Origin of the sequence: Rhizobacter koreensis (genome assembly GCF_013366375.1) — a bacterium.
In the GTDB taxonomy this organism is placed as follows: Bacteria; Pseudomonadota; Gammaproteobacteria; order Burkholderiales; family Burkholderiaceae_C; genus Schlegelella_A; species Schlegelella_A koreensis.
Map to the genome: position 1 here is coordinate 339,200 of NZ_JABWMJ010000001.1, position 16,177 is coordinate 355,376.

A 16,177-nucleotide genomic window follows, 5' to 3' on the forward strand; every position below is an offset into this window, starting at 1 on the left:
GCGAGCGGCGTCAGGCCGCGGAGGCCAGCGTACCGACGTAGCCGCGCGGAATCGCGCCGATCAGGCGCCGCGTGTACTCCTGCTGCGGGCGCTCGAGGATGGCGTCGGCGCTCGCGTGCTCGACGATCGCGCCGTCCTTCATCACCAGCACCTCGTCGGCCATGAAGCGCACCACCGCGAGGTCGTGGCTGATGAAGATGTAGGCGAGGCCGAGCTCGTCCTGCAGGTCCTTGAGGAGGTTCAGCACCTGCGCCTGCACCGAGACGTCGAGCGCGCTCACCGCCTCGTCGAGCACCAGCACCTCCGGGTCGAGCGTCAGGCAGCGCGCGATCGCAATCCGCTGGCGCTGCCCGCCCGAGAACTCGTGCGGGTACTTGTGCATCGCGCCGGCATCGAGGCCGACCTTGGCGAGCCAGACGCGGGCGCGCGTTTCGCGCTCGGCGTGGCTCGCGCCGAGGCCGTGAATCGCGAGCGGCTCGATCAGCGTCTCGCCCACGGTGAAGCGCGGGTTCAGCGACGCGTACGGGTTCTGGAACACCACCTGCAGGCGCCGCCGCATCGGCAGCAGCGCGCGGCGTGACGTCGTCAGCAGGTCCAGGCCGTCGAAGATGGCCTGCCCGCTCACGGGGCCGCCGCTCGCGTCGTGCAGGCGCAGCAGCGTCAGGCCGAGCGTCGTCTTGCCGGAGCCCGATTCGCCGACGATGCCGACGGTGCGACCGCGCCGCAGCTCGAAGCTCGCGGCGCGCACCGCGTGGAACGGCGTGCGTCCGAACAGGCCCCTGCGGATCCAGAAGGTCTTGCCGAGATCGCGCACCGAAAGGATGACGGGCGATTCGCCGCGGCCCGTCGCGCCGGTGGCCGACGCCGCGGCGGCATCGTGCGCCGCGCCCGGCGCGCTGCGCCGACCCGGGTCGTGCGTCGCGCCTGCCGCCGCGGCACGTTCACCGGCGATGTGGTCGTCGACCACGCGCAGGCGCCGCGTGCGGGTCTCGAGCGTCGGCCGGCAGGCGAGCAGCGCGCGCGTGTACGGGTCCTGCGGGCGCCCGAAGATGTCGGCGACCGGCCCCTGCTCGCGCACCGTGCCCTGGCGTATCACGACCACCTGGTCGGCCACTTCGCCGACCACGCCGAGATCGTGGCTGATGAACAGCATGCTCATGCGGTGGCGCGCCTTGAGGCCGGCGAGCAGCTCCATGATCTGGCGCTGGATCGTGACGTCGAGCGCGGTGGTCGGCTCGTCGGCGATCAGCAGCTTGGGCTCGCAGGCGAGCGCCATCGCGATCATCACGCGCTGCTGCTGGCCGCCCGACAGCTCGTGTGGGTACGCGCCGAGGCGCCGCCGCGGCTCCGGCATGCCCACTTCCGCGAGCAGCTCCTCGGCACGGGTGCGCGCCGCTCGCCCGCGCAGGCCGAGGTGCCGCACCAGCGGCTCGACGAGCTGCTCGCCGACCGTCAGCACCGGGTTCAGCGACGTCATCGGCTCCTGGAACACGCACGCGATCTCGCGGCCACGCAGCTGCTGCAGCTCGGCGGTCGACGCCGCCATGAGGTCGCGGCCGGCGAACGTCACCGACCCGCTGCGCTCGGCGTTCGGCGGCAGCAGGTTGACGATCGACATCGCGGTCACGCTCTTCCCGGAGCCCGACTCGCCGACCAGCGCGACGGTGCTGTTCTCCGGGATGTCGAAGCTGACGCCGACCGGGCCGCGGCCGACCGCCTCGACGCGCCGCGCCGCGCCGCGCTCGGTTCCCAAGCGGAACGCGACCCGCAGGTCGCGAATGCTCAGCAGCATGGCGTCCTCACTCCAGTCCGCGCAGCTTGGGATCGAGCGCGTCGCGCAGCGCGTCGGTCATCAGCGAGAACGCGGTGACGAACACCGCCATGAAGAGCGTCGCCGCGACGAGCTGCCACCAGTGGCCGAGGATCAGCTCGCTCTGCGCCTCGGCGAGCATGGTGCCCCACGACACGTCGTCGATGCCGACGCCGAGCCCGAGGTACGACAGGATCACCTCGAACTTGATGAAGCCGACGACGAGCAGCGACATCCGCACCAGGATCACGTGGCTCACGTTCGGCAGGATGTGACGGAACATGCGCGACGCGGTCGACGCGCCGATCGCGTCGGCCGCGCGCACGTACTCGCGCTGCACGTGCTTGAGGAACTCGGCGCGCACCTGGCGGTAGAGGCCGGTCCAGCCGACCAGCGCCAGGATGATGGCGACGCTGCCGATGCCGCGCCCGAGCACCGCGGCGAAGCAGAGGAGCAGGAGGATGTCGGGGACCGACGTGAAGACGCTGTAGAGCCACTCGAGGAAGTCGCCGATCTTGCCGCCGAAGAAGCCGCCGAGCGCGCCGAGCACGGTGCCGATCAGCGTCGCGACGAGCGCGGCGACCAGGCCGACGAACACCGAGGTCTGGCTGCCGCGCAGCGCCTTGGCGAGCACGTCGCGGCCGAGGCGGTCGCCGCCGAACGGCAGGGTCTCGCGTTTGGGCGCGTCGACCGTCTTGTAGGTCTCGGCACGGCGCGCCCACTCGGCGTACCTCGGCGCCAGCGGGTCGACGTCGGCGATGTCGATGTTGGGTCCGGGCGGCACCGCGGCGGCGACGGCGTCGACCTTCGGCGGCGGTCCCAGGAAGGTCGGCGGCGCGCCCGGCACCGCGATCTCCTTCTGCCAGTCGGCGGCGAGAAAGCCGAGCGCGGTGAGCACGATCAGGCCCACGAACAGCGCGACCGCGACCAGCGAGGCGAGGCCAACGCGGTCGCTGCGGAAGCGCCGCCACGCCGAGCGCCAAACGCCTTCCTCGCGGGTGCGGGTGCCTTCGACTTCGGCGCCGAGCGACTCGAGGACGGCGCTCATCGTTGGCGCTCCGGCGGCGTCCCGGCCGAGCGCGCTGCCCGCGCGCTCATCGCAGCACCACCCGCGGATCGACCCACTTGTAGAGCACGTCGACCGCGAGGTTGATCAGCATGGTCAGCATCGCGAGGTAGATGGTCAGCGCCTGCAGCACCGGATAGTCGCTGCGGTTCACCGCCAGGATCACCTCGCGGCCGAGCCCGGGAATCGAGAAGAAGGTCTCGATCAGGAACGAGCCGACGAAGATGCCCGGCAGCGCCATGCCGACGTTGGTGAGGATCGGGATCAGCGCGTTGCGCAGCACGTGGCGGAACAGCACCGTGCGTTCGGTCAGACCTTTGGCGCGCGCGGTGCGCACGTAGTCCTGGCCGAGCTCGTCGAGGAAGAACGTGCGATAGAGGCGCGTCTGCGGCGCGAGCCCGACCACGAGTGCCAGCAGCAGCGGCAACGGCACGTAGGTCACGAGGTTCTTCCAGGTGCTGTCGCTCCAGCCCTGCACCGGGAACCAGCCGAGCTGGAACGCGAACACGTACTGCCCGACGATCACGTAGACGAGGAACGAGATGGCGAGCGCGACCGTGCTGATCACCATGATCGTGCGGTCGGCGAGCGAGCCGCGCCGGTACGCCACCCACATCGCGATCGGCAGCGCGACCAGCGTGTCGAGGATGAGGATCGGCACCATCACCGTGAGCGTGGCCGGCAGGCGCGTCGCGAAGATGTGGGCGACCGACTCGCCGGTCGCCCAGCTCTTGCCCCAGTCGAAGGTGACGATCTGGCGCACGTTGATCCCCAGCTGCACCCACCACGGCTGGTCGAGCCCGAGCTGCTGGCGGATCGCCGCGACCTGCTCGGCGGTCGCGTTCTGGCCCGCCAGGATGTCGGCCGGGTCGCCGCCGAAGCCCTTGAACAGCAGGAAAACGAGCAGCACGACCCCGATCAGCGTCGGGACGATCTGCCAGAGGCGTCGGAGCAGGTAGGCCGCCATCGGTCGCGGGTTCCTCGTTCGGTCGGGCTCGTGGCGCCGCGGCGGCGCGGCGTTCGCGCGATTGTGCCGGTGCGCCGGCGGGTCGCATGCAGGGTTCGGGCCGATGCCGACGGCGATGGTGGAGCATCCGGAACATGGCACGCTACGGGCTTCGCGTGCGACCACACACTGCGCCGTGCCGAATCGTTCGATGCTCATGTTGTCCGACCTCTCCACGAAGCCGCCCCGCGCATGTCGCGGCGGGGTCGCGCCATCCCGTGCCACCGGGCCTGCCGGCGCTGCCGTGCGCGCACGCGCCCGCACCCGGCGAGCGTGCCGATGAGCCGCCCTCCGATCACCCGTCGCGAGTGGCTTGCGCTGGCCGGTGCCGGCGCCGCCGGCCTCGTCGACCCGGCGCTCGCGGCGGTTGCGGCCGACCCGGCCGGCGCCGAGGCGGCCTCCGCAGGCGCCAAGGTCCTGCGCCTGGCCCTGCGCGCCGCCGAGACCGGCTTCGACCCGGCACAGGTGACCGACCTCTACTCGCGGATGGTCACCGGGCACATCTTCGAAGGGCTCTACCAGTACGACCACCTGGCGCGGCCGTTCAGGATCAAGCCGCTCACCGCGGACGGCATGCCCGAGTCGTCGGACGACTTCAAGGTGTGGACGGTCAGGGTGCGGCCGGGCATCTACTTCGCCGAAGATCCGGCGTTCGGGGGCAAGCGGCGCGAGCTCGTTGCCGCCGACTACGTCTACACCTTCAAGCGCTTCTTCGACCCGGCTCTCAAGAGCCCCGTCTACCAGGGCCTCACCGACGAGGGCTACATCGGCCTCGAGGAGCTGCGCGAGGCGGCGCTGAAGAACCGGAAGCCGTTCGACTACGACCGCGAGGTCGAGGGCGCCCGCGCGATCGACCGCTACACGATCCGCTTCAAGCTCTCGAAGTCCCGGCCGCGCTTCCTCTACGGCCTCGCCGGCAGCGACCTGTTCGGCGCGGTCGCGCGCGAGGTGGTCGAGCGTTACCGCGACGACATCATGGCGCACCCGGTCGGCACCGGCCCCTTCGTGCTGCGCCAGTGGCGGCGCAGCTCGCTGATCGTGCTCGAGCGCAACCCGACCTACCGCGAGCGCACCTACGACGCCGAGCCCGCCGCCGACGACGCCGAAGGGCAGGCGCTGCTGCGGCGCTTCAAGGGCCGGCGGCTGCCGATGGTCGACCGCGTCGAACTCTCGGTCATCGAGCCGAGCCAGCCACGCTGGCTGGCGTTCCTGAACGGCCAGCTCGACCTCATCGACCCGGTGCCGCCCGACCTCGCGAAGGCCGCGGTGCCGAACGCCAAGCTCGCGCCGAACCTCGAGCGCCGCGGCATCCGCGCGCACACGGCGATCAACTCCGACATCGGCTTCACCTACTTCAACATGGAGGATCCGGTCATCGGCGGGCTCGAGCCGGAGAAGGTGGCGCTGCGCCGCGCGATCTGCCTCGGCCTCGACATCCCGAGCGAGATCCGCCTCATCCGCAACGGTCAGGCCATTCAGGCGCAGGGCATGGTGGTGCCCAACACCTACGGCTACGACCCGTCGTTCAAGAGCGAGATCGGCGACTACAGCCCGGCGCGGGCCAACGCGCTGCTCGACGTCTACGGCTACGTCGACCGCGACCGCGACGGCTGGCGCGAGCGCCCCGACGGCTCGCCGCTCGTGCTGCAGATCGCGACGCAGGGCGACGAGCTGCAGCGCCAGCTCGACGAGCTGCGCCGCAAGGACCTCACCGCGATCGGCATCCGCACCAACCTCAAGGTGCAGCAGTGGCCCGAGAACCTGAAGGCCGCGCGTGCCGGCAAGCTGCAGATGTGGTCGCTCGCCAGCTCCGCGTCGTCGCCCGACGGCTTCGGCACCTTCGCGTTCCTGCACGGCCCGCAGGCCGGCAGCGGCAACTTCGCGCGCTTCAAGCTGAAGGCCGTCGACGACCTCTACGCGCGCGCCGACGTGATGCCGGACAGCCCCGAGCGCATCGAGCTGTTCCGCGAGCTCACCAAGTACGCCGCCGCCTACGCGCCGTACAAGTTCCATTCGCACCGCATCTACGTCGACCTGACGCAGCCCTGGCTGCTCGGCTACCGGCGCCCGTTGTTCTGGCTGGAGAACTGGATGTACCTCGACATCGACACCGCGCGGCGCGGCGCCCTGCAGGCTTGACGCCATGGCGACGACCGTGCCCGAGCCGCAGATCGCGCGCTACCTGCGCTGGTTGGAGCAGAACCGCGGCCTCGCGTTCGACGCGTCGACGCCCGAGGGCTACGACGCGCTCTGGCGCTGGTCGATCGACGATCTCGCGGCGTTCTGGAGCTCGATCCGCGACTACTACGGCGTCGAGTCGCCGACGCCGGCGAGTGCCGTGCTCGCGGCCGACACGATGCCGGGCGCGCGCTGGTTTCCGGGCATGCAGGTCAACTACGCGCGCCACGTGTTCAGCCACGCCGAGGCGAGCGCGGCGGCGGGGCACCCGGCGCTCGTGTTCCAGAACGAGCCGATGGCCGAACGCGGCGAGGTCGAGGAGATCGGCTGGCTCGAGCTGCGCGGGCGCGTCGCGTCGCTCGCCGCCGCGCTGGTCGAGATGGGCGTCGCGCCGGGCGACCGCGTCTGCGCGTTCCTCCCGAACACGCCGCACACCATCGTCGCCTTCCTCGCGGTCGCGAGCGTCGGCGCGATCTGGTCGGTGTGCTCGCCCGACATGGGCCCGGTCGCGGTGCTCGACCGCTTCCGGCAGATCGAGCCTCGGGTGCTGATCGTCTGCGACGGCAGCACCTACGGCGGCGTCGGCCACGACCGGCGCGCGGTGGTGCGGCAGATCGTCGAGGCGCTGCCGAGCGTGCGCGACGTCATCGGGCTGCGCTACCTCGACGTGGCGAGCGACTTCGGCGACCTCGCGGTGCCGGCGCGGCGCGTGCACGACTTCGACGCGCTGGTGGCGCGGCCCGACGCCACGTTCGCCCCGCGCTGGCTCGCGTTCGACCACCCGCTCTGGGTCGTCTACTCGAGCGGCACGACGGGCTTGCCCAAGGCCATCGTGCACGGTCATGGCGGCGTCATGCTCGAGGCGCTCAAGGGCGGGCTGCACAACAACGTCGGGCCAACGGCCGCGACCGGCGACCGCTACCACTGGTACAGCTCGACGGGCTGGATCATGTGGAACTCGCAGGCGGGTGCGCTGCTCGGCGGCACCACCGTCTGCATCTTCGACGGCAACCCGGGCGGCCGCGCGGGCCAGCCCGACTGGACGACGCTCTGGCGCTTCGCCGCGCGCACCAGCGTCACCTTCTTCGGCGCGGGCGCGGCGTTCTACGCGAGCTGCCTCAAGGCCGATGCGCGGCCGATGGAGGTCGCCGACCTCTCGGCGCTGCGTGCGGTCGGCTCGACCGGATCGCCGCTCGCGCCCGAGTGCTACGACTGGGTCGAGCGCTCGCTGCCGCGGGTCGACGGGCGGCTGATCTGGCTCACCGCGATCTCCGGCGGCACCGACTTCGCGGGCGCCTTCGTCGCCGGGCTGCCGACGCTGCCGGTGGCGCGCGGCGAGATGCAGTGTCGGTGCCTCGGCGCCGCGGTCGAGGCGTGGAGCGAGCCCGACGCGAGCGGGCGCGGCCGTCCGCTCGTCGACGAGGTCGGCGAGCTCGTCTGCGTGAAGCCGATGCCGTCGATGCCGCTCTACCTGTGGGGCGACTTTCCGCCCGCGTCGAAGAGCGACCGCACCGCCGCTGCGGTGGCGCTCGCCGCGGCGTCGGCCTGGGTGCGCACGTCCGAGGCCGACGTCGATGCGGTCGCTGCCGACGCGACGATCGCCGTCGCGGCGTCGGTGCCCGCCGATGCGCTGCTCGGCACGGCTCCCGGCGGCGAGGCGCCGCACGGGCTCGAGCCGGTGGCGCCGAACGCCTCCGACGCAAAAGCGGGCGGCGCCGCGCCGCCACGCGTCCCCGCGTTCGGCAGCCCCGAGGGGCCGCGCTACCACGACAGCTACTTCGACATGTACCCGGGCGTCTGGCGCCACGGCGACTGGATCCGCATCACGCCACGCGGCGGCGCGATCATCTACGGCCGCAGCGACGCCACGATCAACCGCCACGGCATCCGCATGGGCACGAGCGAGCTGTACCGCGCGGTCGAGACGATGCCCGAGGTGCTCGACAGCCTGGTGGTCGATCTCGAATACCTCGGCCGCGAAAGCTACATGCCGCTGTTCGTCGTGCTGCGCGAGGGCGTCACGCTGGATGCACCGCTGCGCCAGCGCATCGTCGCCAACATCCGCAGCGCGCTCTCGGCGCGCCACGTGCCGAACGAGATCTTCCAGGTCGACGCGATCCCGCGCACCCTCTCCGGCAAGAAGATGGAGCTGCCGGTAAAGAAGCTGCTGATGGGAACGCCGGCCGACCAGGTGTTCAAGCTCGACGCGATGGCGAACGCGGGCTGCGTGGCATGGTTCGCCGCGTTCGCTGCCGAACGCGCGGCGAAGTCGGGCTCCGGGGAGGCGACCGACCGCTAGGGGAACGAGCGCACGGTCGCGCGCTCTGGTGCGCCGTCGGCGCGCAGGACGCACGCCGACGCGGGCTGCCGACGTCGGGTCCGTACGGCGGCGGCGCCGCCCTCAGCGCGCGATCGCGTCGACCTTGTCGCGCCAGAACGCCGGCGCCGGCACCTCGCCGAAGCCGGCGCGGGCGTTGTCTTCCATGTGGGCGCGACGCCGCGTGCCGGGGATCGCGCAGGTCACCGCAGGCTGGCTCAGCACGAACTTCAGCAGCACCTGGGCCCAGCTCGTGCAGCCGATCTCGGCGGCCCAGGCCGGCAGCGGCTTGCCGAGCAGGCCGCGCAGCAGCCCGCCGCCGCCGAACGGCATGTTGACGATCACCGCCACGCCGCGCTCGGCGGCCAGCGGCAGGATGCGGCGTTCGGCCTCGCGATCGTCGAGCGAGTAGTTGATCTGCACGAAGTCGAGGCGCTCGCTCCTGAGCACCGCCTCGACCGCGTCGTACGCCGACGCGGTGTAGTGCGTGATGCCGACGTAGCGCACGCGGCCCGCGGCCTTCCAGTCGCGCAGCGTCGCGAGGTGGGTGCGCCAGTCCACGAGGTTGTGGATCTGCATCAGGTCGACGCGATCGCTGCCGAGGAGCCGCAGCGACGTCTCCATCTCACGCACGCCGGCGGCGCGGCCCTGGGTCCACACCTTGGTCGCGACGAAGGCGTCGGCGCGCCGACCGTGCGCGGCGAGCAGCTCGCCGGTGGTCTGCTCGGCGCGGCCGTACATCGGCGAGCTGTCGACGACCTTGCCGCCGGCGCCGAACAGGGCGTCGAGCACGCCCGGCAGGCCCGCGTACTCGGGCGTTCCCGGCGCGTGGTCGAAGCCGATCCAGGTGCCGCAGCCGATCACCGGCAGCGCCTCGCGAGTCGACGGGATCGGGCGCGTGTTCATGCGGCCTCCAGGCTGAGCGGCAGACGCCGGTGCGGCGGCGCCGGCGGGCAGGTGGGACGCGACCAGCGCGGCGGCGGCGGCACGGAGCAGCTGCGAGCGCGAGACGCCTGCCGCGCGAGGGGTGTCGAGCGGCAGCAGCGCCGCGGGTTCATGCCGTCGCACGGTGCAGACCAGGTCGAACCGCAGCCCACACCCGCGCGGTCAGAGCGGCAGCTCGGTGAAGTAGCGCCCGCCGTGAAAGATCAGCGGCTGCGCGCCGGGGTCGCGCTCGCAGTGCTCGACCTCGCCGACGAAGATCACGTGGTCGCCTTCCTCGTAGCGGCTGCGGTTGAAGCATTCGAACACCGCGGCCGCGCCGTCGAGCAGCGGGGCGCCGCCGACGCCGCTGCGAAAGCCGACGCCCGCAAAGCGATCGGCGCCCTTGCTGGCGAATCGCTCGGCGAGCGCGCGCTGGGGCGCCGCCAGGATGTTGATCGCGTAGTGCGAGCCGCGCGCGAAGGTCGGCATCGAGCCCGCCTGGCGCGCCAGGCTCCACAACACCAGCGGCGGGTCGAGCGACACCGAGTTGAACGAGTTCGCCGTCACACCGATCAGCGAACCGTCCACGTCACGCGCGGTGACGATCGTCACGCCGGTCGCGAACATGCCGAGCGCGGCGCGGAAATCCGGCAGCGAGAACGACGGGCTGAGCGCCTGGGCGGAGTCGGGCATCGCGTCATTCTGCTGGAACGGGGCTCCCGACACGGTGGCGCGGCCGCGCGCCGCCACCGGCCGGCCGGCCGGGGCGATGCGAGGCAGCGCGCCGCGGCACGACGCGAACGCGATGCGTCGAGCCGCGCGTGGCGCGCGGTCCGGCACCACCCGGGGCCACCGGCGCCAGCCGAGCCGAGCCGCGCCCCGCGAACCGCAACGCGCCGCCATGCTGCAATACGCGCTCGACCGGCGCCCCGCGCCGCGCCCGCCGCCGTTTCCCGCCACGCCGACTTGAATCCGCCTGTCTCCCGCCGCCCGTCGCCCCGCCTCGACGCGCGCGCCGTGCACCGCCTCGCCGCCGTCTTGCTGCTCGGCTTCGCGTCGGGTCTGCCGCTCGCCCTCACCGGCCAGGCGATGCAGGCGTGGCTCAGCGCCGATCGCATCGACGTCGCGACGATCGGCTTCCTCAGCCTCGTGGGGCTGCCGTACACGTTCAAGTTCCTGTGGGCGCCGCTGATGGACCGCTTCGAGCTGCCGTGGCTCGGCCGCCGCCGCGCGTGGCTTGTCGTCACGCAGCTGGCGCTCGCCGCCACGCTGTTCGCGATGGCGGCGACCTCGCCCGGTTCGGCGCTCACCGCATTCGCGCTGCTCGCCGGACTGGTGGCGTTCCTCTCGGCATCGCAGGACGTCGTGATCGACGCCTACCGCACCGACGTGCTCGAGGCCGACGAGCGCGGCCTCGGCTCGTCGCTCAACGTGCTCGGATATCGCCTCGCGATGATCGTCTCGGGCGGCATCGCGTTCATCTGGGTCGACCCGACGCAGGGCGGCGGCTGGACCTGGCCCGACGTCTACCGTGCGATGGCGCTGATCATGGCGATCGCCGCGGTCGTGTCGGCGCTGCTGCTGCCGCGCATCCGCGTCGCCGCGCGCCCGACGAGCGTCGCGCGCCACGACCTGGTCGGCTTCGTCGCCGTCGCGGCGGCGGTCGGCGCCGGCGTCGTGATCACCGAGCAGGTGTTCTCGCCGCTCGCACGGATGGCGATCGCGCCGCTCTTCGCCGGCGCCAGCGTCGCGCCGGCGCTGCAGCTGCGCTGGGCCGACCTGCTCGCGCTGTTCCTCGGCATCGCGTTCACGCTGCCGCTCGCCGGCTGGGCGGCGCGCCGCGCGCGCTTCGAGACGCTGCTCGGCGGCCTGCGCAGCTACTTCTCGCAGACCGGCGCGGCGGCGTTCCTCGCCTTCATCGTGCTCTACAAGCTCGGCGACGCGTTCGCCGGCTCGCTGCTGACGCCGTTCCTGCTGCAGGCGATGGCGTACAGCACGGCCGAGGTCGGTGTCGTCAACAAGGTGATCGGCCTCTGGCTCACGATCGCCGGCGCGCTGATCGGCGGGGCGGCGATGCTGCGCCTCGGGCTCTGGCGCGCGCTGATGCTGTTCGGCGTGCTGCAGATGCTCAGCAACCTCGGCTTCTGGTGGCTCGCGGTCAACGGCCGCGGCGTGCTGCCGGGGCTCACGATCCCGGCGTTCGACTGGGGCTTCGTCGCGCTCGCGCGGGCGACGCCGGTGGACGGCGGCCTGCTCATGGTGATCGCGATCGAGAACCTGACCAGCGGCATGGGCACCGCCGCGTTCGTCGCGTTCCTGATGAGCCTGTGCAACCGGCGTTACAGCGCCACCCAGTACGCGCTGCTCAGCGCGTTCGCGTCGGTCGGCCGGGTCTGGGTCGGACCGTTCGCCGGCGTGCTCGCGCAGTCGATCGGCTGGCCTGCGTTTTTCGTCGTCTCGACGCTCTCGGCGCTGCCCGCGCTGCTGCTGCTGGGGCGGTTGCGGCGTGCCGTGCGCCAGCTCGAGGACGACGCGCGCGCCCCGGACGATCCGGCGGCGGTACCCGTGCCGGGCTGAGCCGACGCGCCGCAGGCAGCCGCCGGCATCGCCGCTGCCTGCGTCGGCAGGCGTCAGGCGCGTTCGCACCGTTGCCGGGCCCGGCCGACCGCACCGCCGACGCCAGCGCAGCGCGATGGCAAGATCGGCGACCGCGCCGGCTGCAGGCGCCAGCTTCGACGACCTCGATGACTCACGAACCACCCGCCCATTCGCGCGTCGCACCGGGGCGCCTCGGCCGCCGGGCGAGCGCTCTTGCGGCCGCGCTGCTGATCGCGCTGCCCAGCGGCGCCTTCGCCCGCGAAGGCGTCGACGTCGGCCCGCCGTCGATGATGTCGAAGCTCGTCTCGGCCGATCAGGTCGAGGCCGCGGCGCGCCAGCAGTACGCGGCGATGCTGCAGGAGGCGTCGTCCAAGCACGCGGTCGCGCCGCCGAACCATCCGCAGGTGGTGCGATTGCGCACGATCGCGCAGCGCCTGATCCCGTTCGCCGAAGACTGGAACCCGCGCGCCCGCGAATGGCGCTGGGAGGTCAACGTGATCGGCAGCCGGCAGATCAACGCCTTCTGCATGCCCGGCGGCAAGATCGCGTTCTTCCTCGGCATCCTCGAGCAGTTGAAGCTCACCGACGACGAGGTCGCGATCATCATGGGTCACGAGATGGCGCACGCGCTGCGGGAGCACGCGCGCGAGCAGATGGGCAAGACCGCCGCGACTCGCGGCGCCATCGAGCTCGGCGCGGCGATCTTCGGCCTCGGCAACGGCGGCCGCATGGTCGCGGGGCTCGGCGGCCAGCTGCTCACGCTGCGCTTCGGTCGCGCCGACGAGACCGAAGCCGACCTCGTCGGCATCGAGCTCGCCGCGCGCGCCGGCTACGACCCGCGCGCCGGCGTGTCGCTGTGGAACAAGATGGCGGCGGCCAACCGGCGTGGCGGCAACCTCGAATTCCTGAGCACGCACCCGTCGGGGCCGACCCGCATCAGCGGCATCCAGGCCGCGCTGCCGCAGGTGATGCCGCTCTACGAGCGCGCACCCAAGCCGCCGCGGCGCTTCGATGCCGCGCTGCAGGGCGACGAGGCGCCGCCGCGGCGCTCCTCCGGGCGCTGAAGCGGCGCAGGCGGCAATTCGGCAGCGCGGCGCGCCCGACGCCGCGTTCAGCCGCCGAGCGTCAGCCGAGCACCTTCAGCAGCCAGCGCTGCAGGTCGGCGATCTCCTCGGCGCACACCGAGTGCGGCATCGCGTAGTCGTGCCACTCGACCGGGTGGCCCATCGCCACCAGGGCGTCGCGCGACGCGATCGCGCGAGCGATCGGGATCACCGGGTCGGCGCGGCCGTGCGCCAGGAAGATCGGCACGTCGGCGTTGGCGGTGTGGCGCTCGGCCTCGGCCTTCGCGGCCAGCGGCAGATAGCCCGACAGGCCCACCAGCCCGGCCAGCCGCTCGTCGTGGCGCAGGCCCGTCATCAGCGTCATCGCGCAGCCCTGCGAGAAGCCGGCGAGCACGATGCGTGAGGCCGCAACGCCGCGCGCCTTCTCCTTGGCGATCACCGCGTCGACCAGGGCCTGCGAGGCGCGCAGGCCTGCCTCGTCCTCGCGCTGCACGAGGTTGGCGGCGAGGATGTCGTACCAGGCGCGCATGACGTAGCCCCCGTTGATCGTCACGGGCCGCGTCGGCGCGTGCGGGAAGACGAAACGGATCGGCCCGACGGCGTCGAGGTCGAGCTCGTTGGCGACCGGCACGAAATCGTTGCCGTCGGCGCCGAGCCCGTGCAGGACGATGATGCTGGCGGTGGGGTTGGGACCGGTCTCGATCTCGATCGCGGTGTCGACGGGCATGGCGGTTCTCTCGGAAAGAGGTGGACGAAAGCGAAAAGCAACCGGCGTGCGCGCCGGCGCGCACGGCCGGCGATCGGGGCGGCGTTGCCTCGTGGACCGGACCGGGCGCGCAGGGTCGAGCCGCCGTCTAGAGGTTGAAGTCGTACTCGATGACCACCGGCGCGTGGTCGCTGAAGCGCTTCTCGAGGTAGATGTGCTCGCGGGTCGCGAGCGCGGCGACGCCCGGCGTCGCCAGGTGATAGTCGAGGCGCCAGCCGACGTTCTTGGCCCGTGCCTGGCCGCGGTTGCTCCACCAGGTGTACTGCTCCGGGTGCGGGTTGAGCTGGCGGAACACGTCGACGTAGCCGAGCTCGTCGAAGAGGCGCGTCATCCAGGCGCGCTCTTCGGGCAGGAAGCCGCTGTTCTTGCGGTTGCCGCGCCAGTTCTTGAGGTCGATTTCCTTGTGCGCGATGTTGATGTCGCCGACGACGATCACCTCGCGGTCGATCGCCAGCTGGTGCATATAGGGCGCCATCTTCTCGAGGAAACGGAACTTGGCCTGCTGGCGGTGCTCGCCGCTCGAGCCGCTCGGGAAGTAGCAGCTCACGATGCTGAGCTTGGGCATCGCCCGACGGGTCGCGCGGTCGAACCGGCACTCGACCCAGCGCCCCTCGGCGTCGAATTCGGGGTCGCCGAAACCGCAGCGGATCGCGCTCGGCTTCCGGCGGCTGTAGAGGCCCACGCCGGCGTAGCCGGGCCGCTCGGCATAGTGGAAATGGCCCTGCAAGCCGGCGACGGTGTCGAAGCGGCCCTCGACGACCGGGGCCTGGGCCTTGATCTCCTGCACCCCCATACAATCGGCGCCCACGCCTTCGGCCCACGCCTCGAACCCCTTGCTGGCAGCCGAACGAATCCCGTTCAGGTTGAGCGAGACGAGGCGGAACACGAATGCGGACGAGGACGAGGATCGAGCGATGAGCAACCCAGCAGCAGCCGATCCGACGCTCGCCCGCGAGTTCGTGAAGTTCTCGCTCGAGGCCGGGGTGCTGCGCTTCGGCGAGTTCCGCACCAAGGCGGGGCGCCTCTCGCCGTATTTCTTCAACTCGGCGCTCTTCGACGACGGCGCCAAGCTGCAGCGGCTCGGCGAATTCTACGGGCGCCGCCTCATCGCTTCGGGGCTCGGCTTCGACATGCTGTTCGGGCCGGCCTACAAGGGCATCACGCTCGCCGCGGCGAGCGCGGTCGAGCTGGCGCGGCTCGGACGCAACGTTCCGTTCGCGTACAACCGCAAGGAAGCAAAAGATCACGGAGAGGGCGGCGTCGTCGTCGGCGCACCGTTGCGGGGCCGCACGGTCATCGTCGATGATGTGATCACGGACGGCGCGTCCAAGCGCGAATCGGTCGATCTGATCCGGCGCGAGGGCGCGACGCCCGTGGCGGTGCTGATCGCGCTCGACCGCATGGAGCGCGGCGGCACCGACGATGCGCTCTCGGCAGGCTCGGCGGTCACCGAGTTCGAGCGGACCTACGCGATCCCCGTGATCGCGATCGCCACCTTGACCGACATGCTCGACTACCTCGATTCGGCTGCCGATCCGGCGCTCGCCACCCACCGAGCGGCGGTGGCGCGCTACCGCGAACGCTATGGAGTGTGACTTGACGACGACGAAGGCGATCGGCCGCACGATCGCGCTGTTCGCGGCCGGCGCCGGCGTGCTGTTCGGCGCGCACGCCGCCGGCAACCCCGGCATCTACAGCTGCGTCGACGCGAGCGGCAAGAAGCTCACGTCGGACCGCCCCATCGCCGAGTGCCAAGCCCGCGACCAGCGCGTGCTGAACCCCGACGGCTCGGTCAAGCGCATCCTGCCGCCGACGCTGACCGCCGAGGAGCGTGCCGACCAGGAAGAGCGCGAGCGCCAGGAGGCGACTGCCCGCGCCGCCCGCAACGACGCGATCCGGCGCGACCGCAACCTCGTGCAGCGCTACCCGAACGAGGCGGCGCACAACAAGGCGCGCGAAAAGGCGCTCGACGACGTGCGCAACTCGGTTCGGCTGTCGGAGCAGCGCGTCTCGTTGCTCACCGCCGAGCGCAAGCCGCTGCTCGACGAGGCCGAGTTCTACGTCGGCAAGCCGCTGCCGGGCAAGCTGAAGTCGGCGCTCGACGCCAATGACGCAGCGCTCGCCGCCCAGCGCGCGCTGGTCCAGAACCAGCAGCAGGAAGTGGTTCGCATCAACGCGATCTACGACGCCGAGCTGGCGCGCCTGAAGAAGCTGTGGGCCGGCGCCCCTGCGGGCTCGGTCGGCACGCCGAGCGTCGCCATGCCGGCGCCGGCACCGGTCCCGGCGCGCGTCGGGTACAAGTAAGAGGCAGCAGCAAGGGACGCGGCACCGCGCCGCACCTAGCGGCGACCGGGTCGATGCTCGGCCGGAGCGCTCGGCGGGCCACGGCCTCATCGCAGGCGGCAACGGCGGCACTGCGGTTCGACCGCCGCGAACCCGTGGCGGCCG

13 protein-coding genes are annotated in these 16,177 nt (G+C 72.0%); 6 read left to right on the top strand and 7 right to left on the bottom strand.

Annotated elements, in window-relative coordinates; translation table 11 throughout:
* Positions 1-10: 10 nt before the first annotated feature.
* From HQN59_RS01490 to HQN59_RS01500, 3 genes are read right to left on the bottom strand one after another with little or no spacing between them, the layout of a single operon-like run.
* Positions 11-1,792, bottom strand: coding sequence for an ABC transporter ATP-binding protein (locus HQN59_RS01490; RefSeq protein WP_176065363.1), 1,782 nt, complete (start codon positions 1,790-1,792; stop codon positions 11-13).
* Positions 1,793-1,799: 7 nt separating this feature from the next.
* A complete protein-coding gene (locus tag HQN59_RS01495) occupies positions 1,800-2,858 on the bottom strand; it encodes an ABC transporter permease (protein ID WP_176065365.1) in 1,059 nt (352 codons plus the stop codon).
* Between the two features lie 46 nt (positions 2,859-2,904).
* Positions 2,905-3,843, bottom strand: coding sequence for an ABC transporter permease (locus HQN59_RS01500; RefSeq protein WP_176065367.1), 939 nt, complete (start codon positions 3,841-3,843; stop codon positions 2,905-2,907).
* A gap of 318 nt (positions 3,844-4,161) precedes the next feature.
* On the opposite strand from HQN59_RS01500, the gene HQN59_RS01505 reads away from it, so the two are divergent.
* On the top strand, positions 4,162-6,021 hold the full coding sequence (locus tag HQN59_RS01505) for an ABC transporter substrate-binding protein (RefSeq protein ID WP_176065369.1): 1,860 nt from the start codon (positions 4,162-4,164) through the stop codon (positions 6,019-6,021).
* 4 nt (positions 6,022-6,025) lie between these two features.
* On the top strand, positions 6,026-8,359 hold the full coding sequence (locus tag HQN59_RS01510; RefSeq protein WP_246294624.1) for an acetoacetate--CoA ligase: 2,334 nt from the start codon (positions 6,026-6,028) through the stop codon (positions 8,357-8,359).
* Between the two features lie 102 nt (positions 8,360-8,461).
* On the opposite strand, the gene HQN59_RS01520 is transcribed toward HQN59_RS01510, so the two are convergent.
* Both HQN59_RS01520 and HQN59_RS01525 read right to left on the bottom strand, forming a co-directional pair.
* Positions 8,462-9,283 carry an aldo/keto reductase gene (locus HQN59_RS01520; protein WP_246294625.1) on the bottom strand — a complete coding sequence of 274 codons (822 nt, stop codon included), beginning with the start codon at positions 9,281-9,283 and terminating at the stop codon, positions 8,462-8,464.
* A gap of 201 nt (positions 9,284-9,484) precedes the next feature.
* Complete coding sequence (locus HQN59_RS01525) at positions 9,485-9,994, bottom strand: flavin reductase family protein (RefSeq protein WP_176065371.1); 510 nt, start codon at positions 9,992-9,994, stop codon at positions 9,485-9,487.
* A gap of 324 nt (positions 9,995-10,318) precedes the next feature.
* Between HQN59_RS01525 and HQN59_RS01530 the strand changes: the two genes are divergently transcribed.
* Positions 10,319-11,878 carry an AmpG family muropeptide MFS transporter gene (locus tag HQN59_RS01530; RefSeq protein WP_342451089.1) on the top strand — a complete coding sequence of 520 codons (1,560 nt, stop codon included), beginning with the start codon at positions 10,319-10,321 and terminating at the stop codon, positions 11,876-11,878.
* 167 nt (positions 11,879-12,045) lie between these two features.
* A complete protein-coding gene (locus HQN59_RS01535) occupies positions 12,046-12,963 on the top strand; it encodes a M48 family metallopeptidase (protein ID WP_176065372.1) in 918 nt (305 codons plus the stop codon).
* 61 nt (positions 12,964-13,024) lie between these two features.
* Here the strand turns inward: HQN59_RS01535 and HQN59_RS01540 are convergent, their stop codons facing one another.
* The gene (locus tag HQN59_RS01540; protein ID WP_176065374.1) at positions 13,025-13,690 is read right to left on the bottom strand and encodes an alpha/beta hydrolase; all 666 of its coding nucleotides are present in this window, start codon (positions 13,688-13,690) and stop codon (positions 13,025-13,027) included.
* Positions 13,691-13,817: 127 nt separating this feature from the next.
* Complete coding sequence (locus tag HQN59_RS01545) at positions 13,818-14,615, bottom strand: exodeoxyribonuclease III (protein WP_176065376.1); 798 nt, start codon at positions 14,613-14,615, stop codon at positions 13,818-13,820.
* A gap of 28 nt (positions 14,616-14,643) precedes the next feature.
* Here HQN59_RS01545 and pyrE point away from each other — a divergent pair, with 28 nt between their 5' ends.
* Positions 14,644-15,324, top strand: coding sequence for an orotate phosphoribosyltransferase (gene pyrE / locus HQN59_RS01550; protein WP_176065378.1), 681 nt, complete (start codon positions 14,644-14,646; stop codon positions 15,322-15,324).
* A 1-nt stretch (position 15,325) separates the two neighbouring features.
* Positions 15,326-16,033: a hypothetical protein gene (locus tag HQN59_RS01555; RefSeq protein ID WP_176065380.1), complete on the top strand. Its 708-nt coding sequence runs from the start codon at positions 15,326-15,328 to the stop codon at positions 16,031-16,033.
* The last annotated feature ends 144 nt before the right edge of the window (positions 16,034-16,177 follow it).

Coding starts and splice junctions, on each gene's coding strand:
- HQN59_RS01510 (WP_246294624.1), top strand. CDS start 6,026: ATGGCGACGACCGTGCCCGAGCCGCAGATCGCGCGCTACCTGCGCTGG.
- HQN59_RS01540 (WP_176065374.1), bottom strand. CDS start 13,690: ATGCCCGTCGACACCGCGATCGAGATCGAGACCGGTCCCAACCCCACC.
- HQN59_RS01490 (WP_176065363.1), bottom strand. CDS start 1,792: ATGCTGCTGAGCATTCGCGACCTGCGGGTCGCGTTCCGCTTGGGAACC.
- HQN59_RS01495 (WP_176065365.1), bottom strand. CDS start 2,858: ATGAGCGCCGTCCTCGAGTCGCTCGGCGCCGAAGTCGAAGGCACCCGC.
- HQN59_RS01520 (WP_246294625.1), bottom strand. CDS start 9,283: ATGAACACGCGCCCGATCCCGTCGACTCGCGAGGCGCTGCCGGTGATC.
- HQN59_RS01505 (WP_176065369.1), top strand. CDS start 4,162: ATGAGCCGCCCTCCGATCACCCGTCGCGAGTGGCTTGCGCTGGCCGGT.
- HQN59_RS01500 (WP_176065367.1), bottom strand. CDS start 3,843: ATGGCGGCCTACCTGCTCCGACGCCTCTGGCAGATCGTCCCGACGCTG.
- HQN59_RS01525 (WP_176065371.1), bottom strand. CDS start 9,994: ATGCCCGACTCCGCCCAGGCGCTCAGCCCGTCGTTCTCGCTGCCGGAT.
- HQN59_RS01535 (WP_176065372.1), top strand. CDS start 12,046: ATGACTCACGAACCACCCGCCCATTCGCGCGTCGCACCGGGGCGCCTC.
- pyrE (WP_176065378.1), top strand. CDS start 14,644: ATGAGCAACCCAGCAGCAGCCGATCCGACGCTCGCCCGCGAGTTCGTG.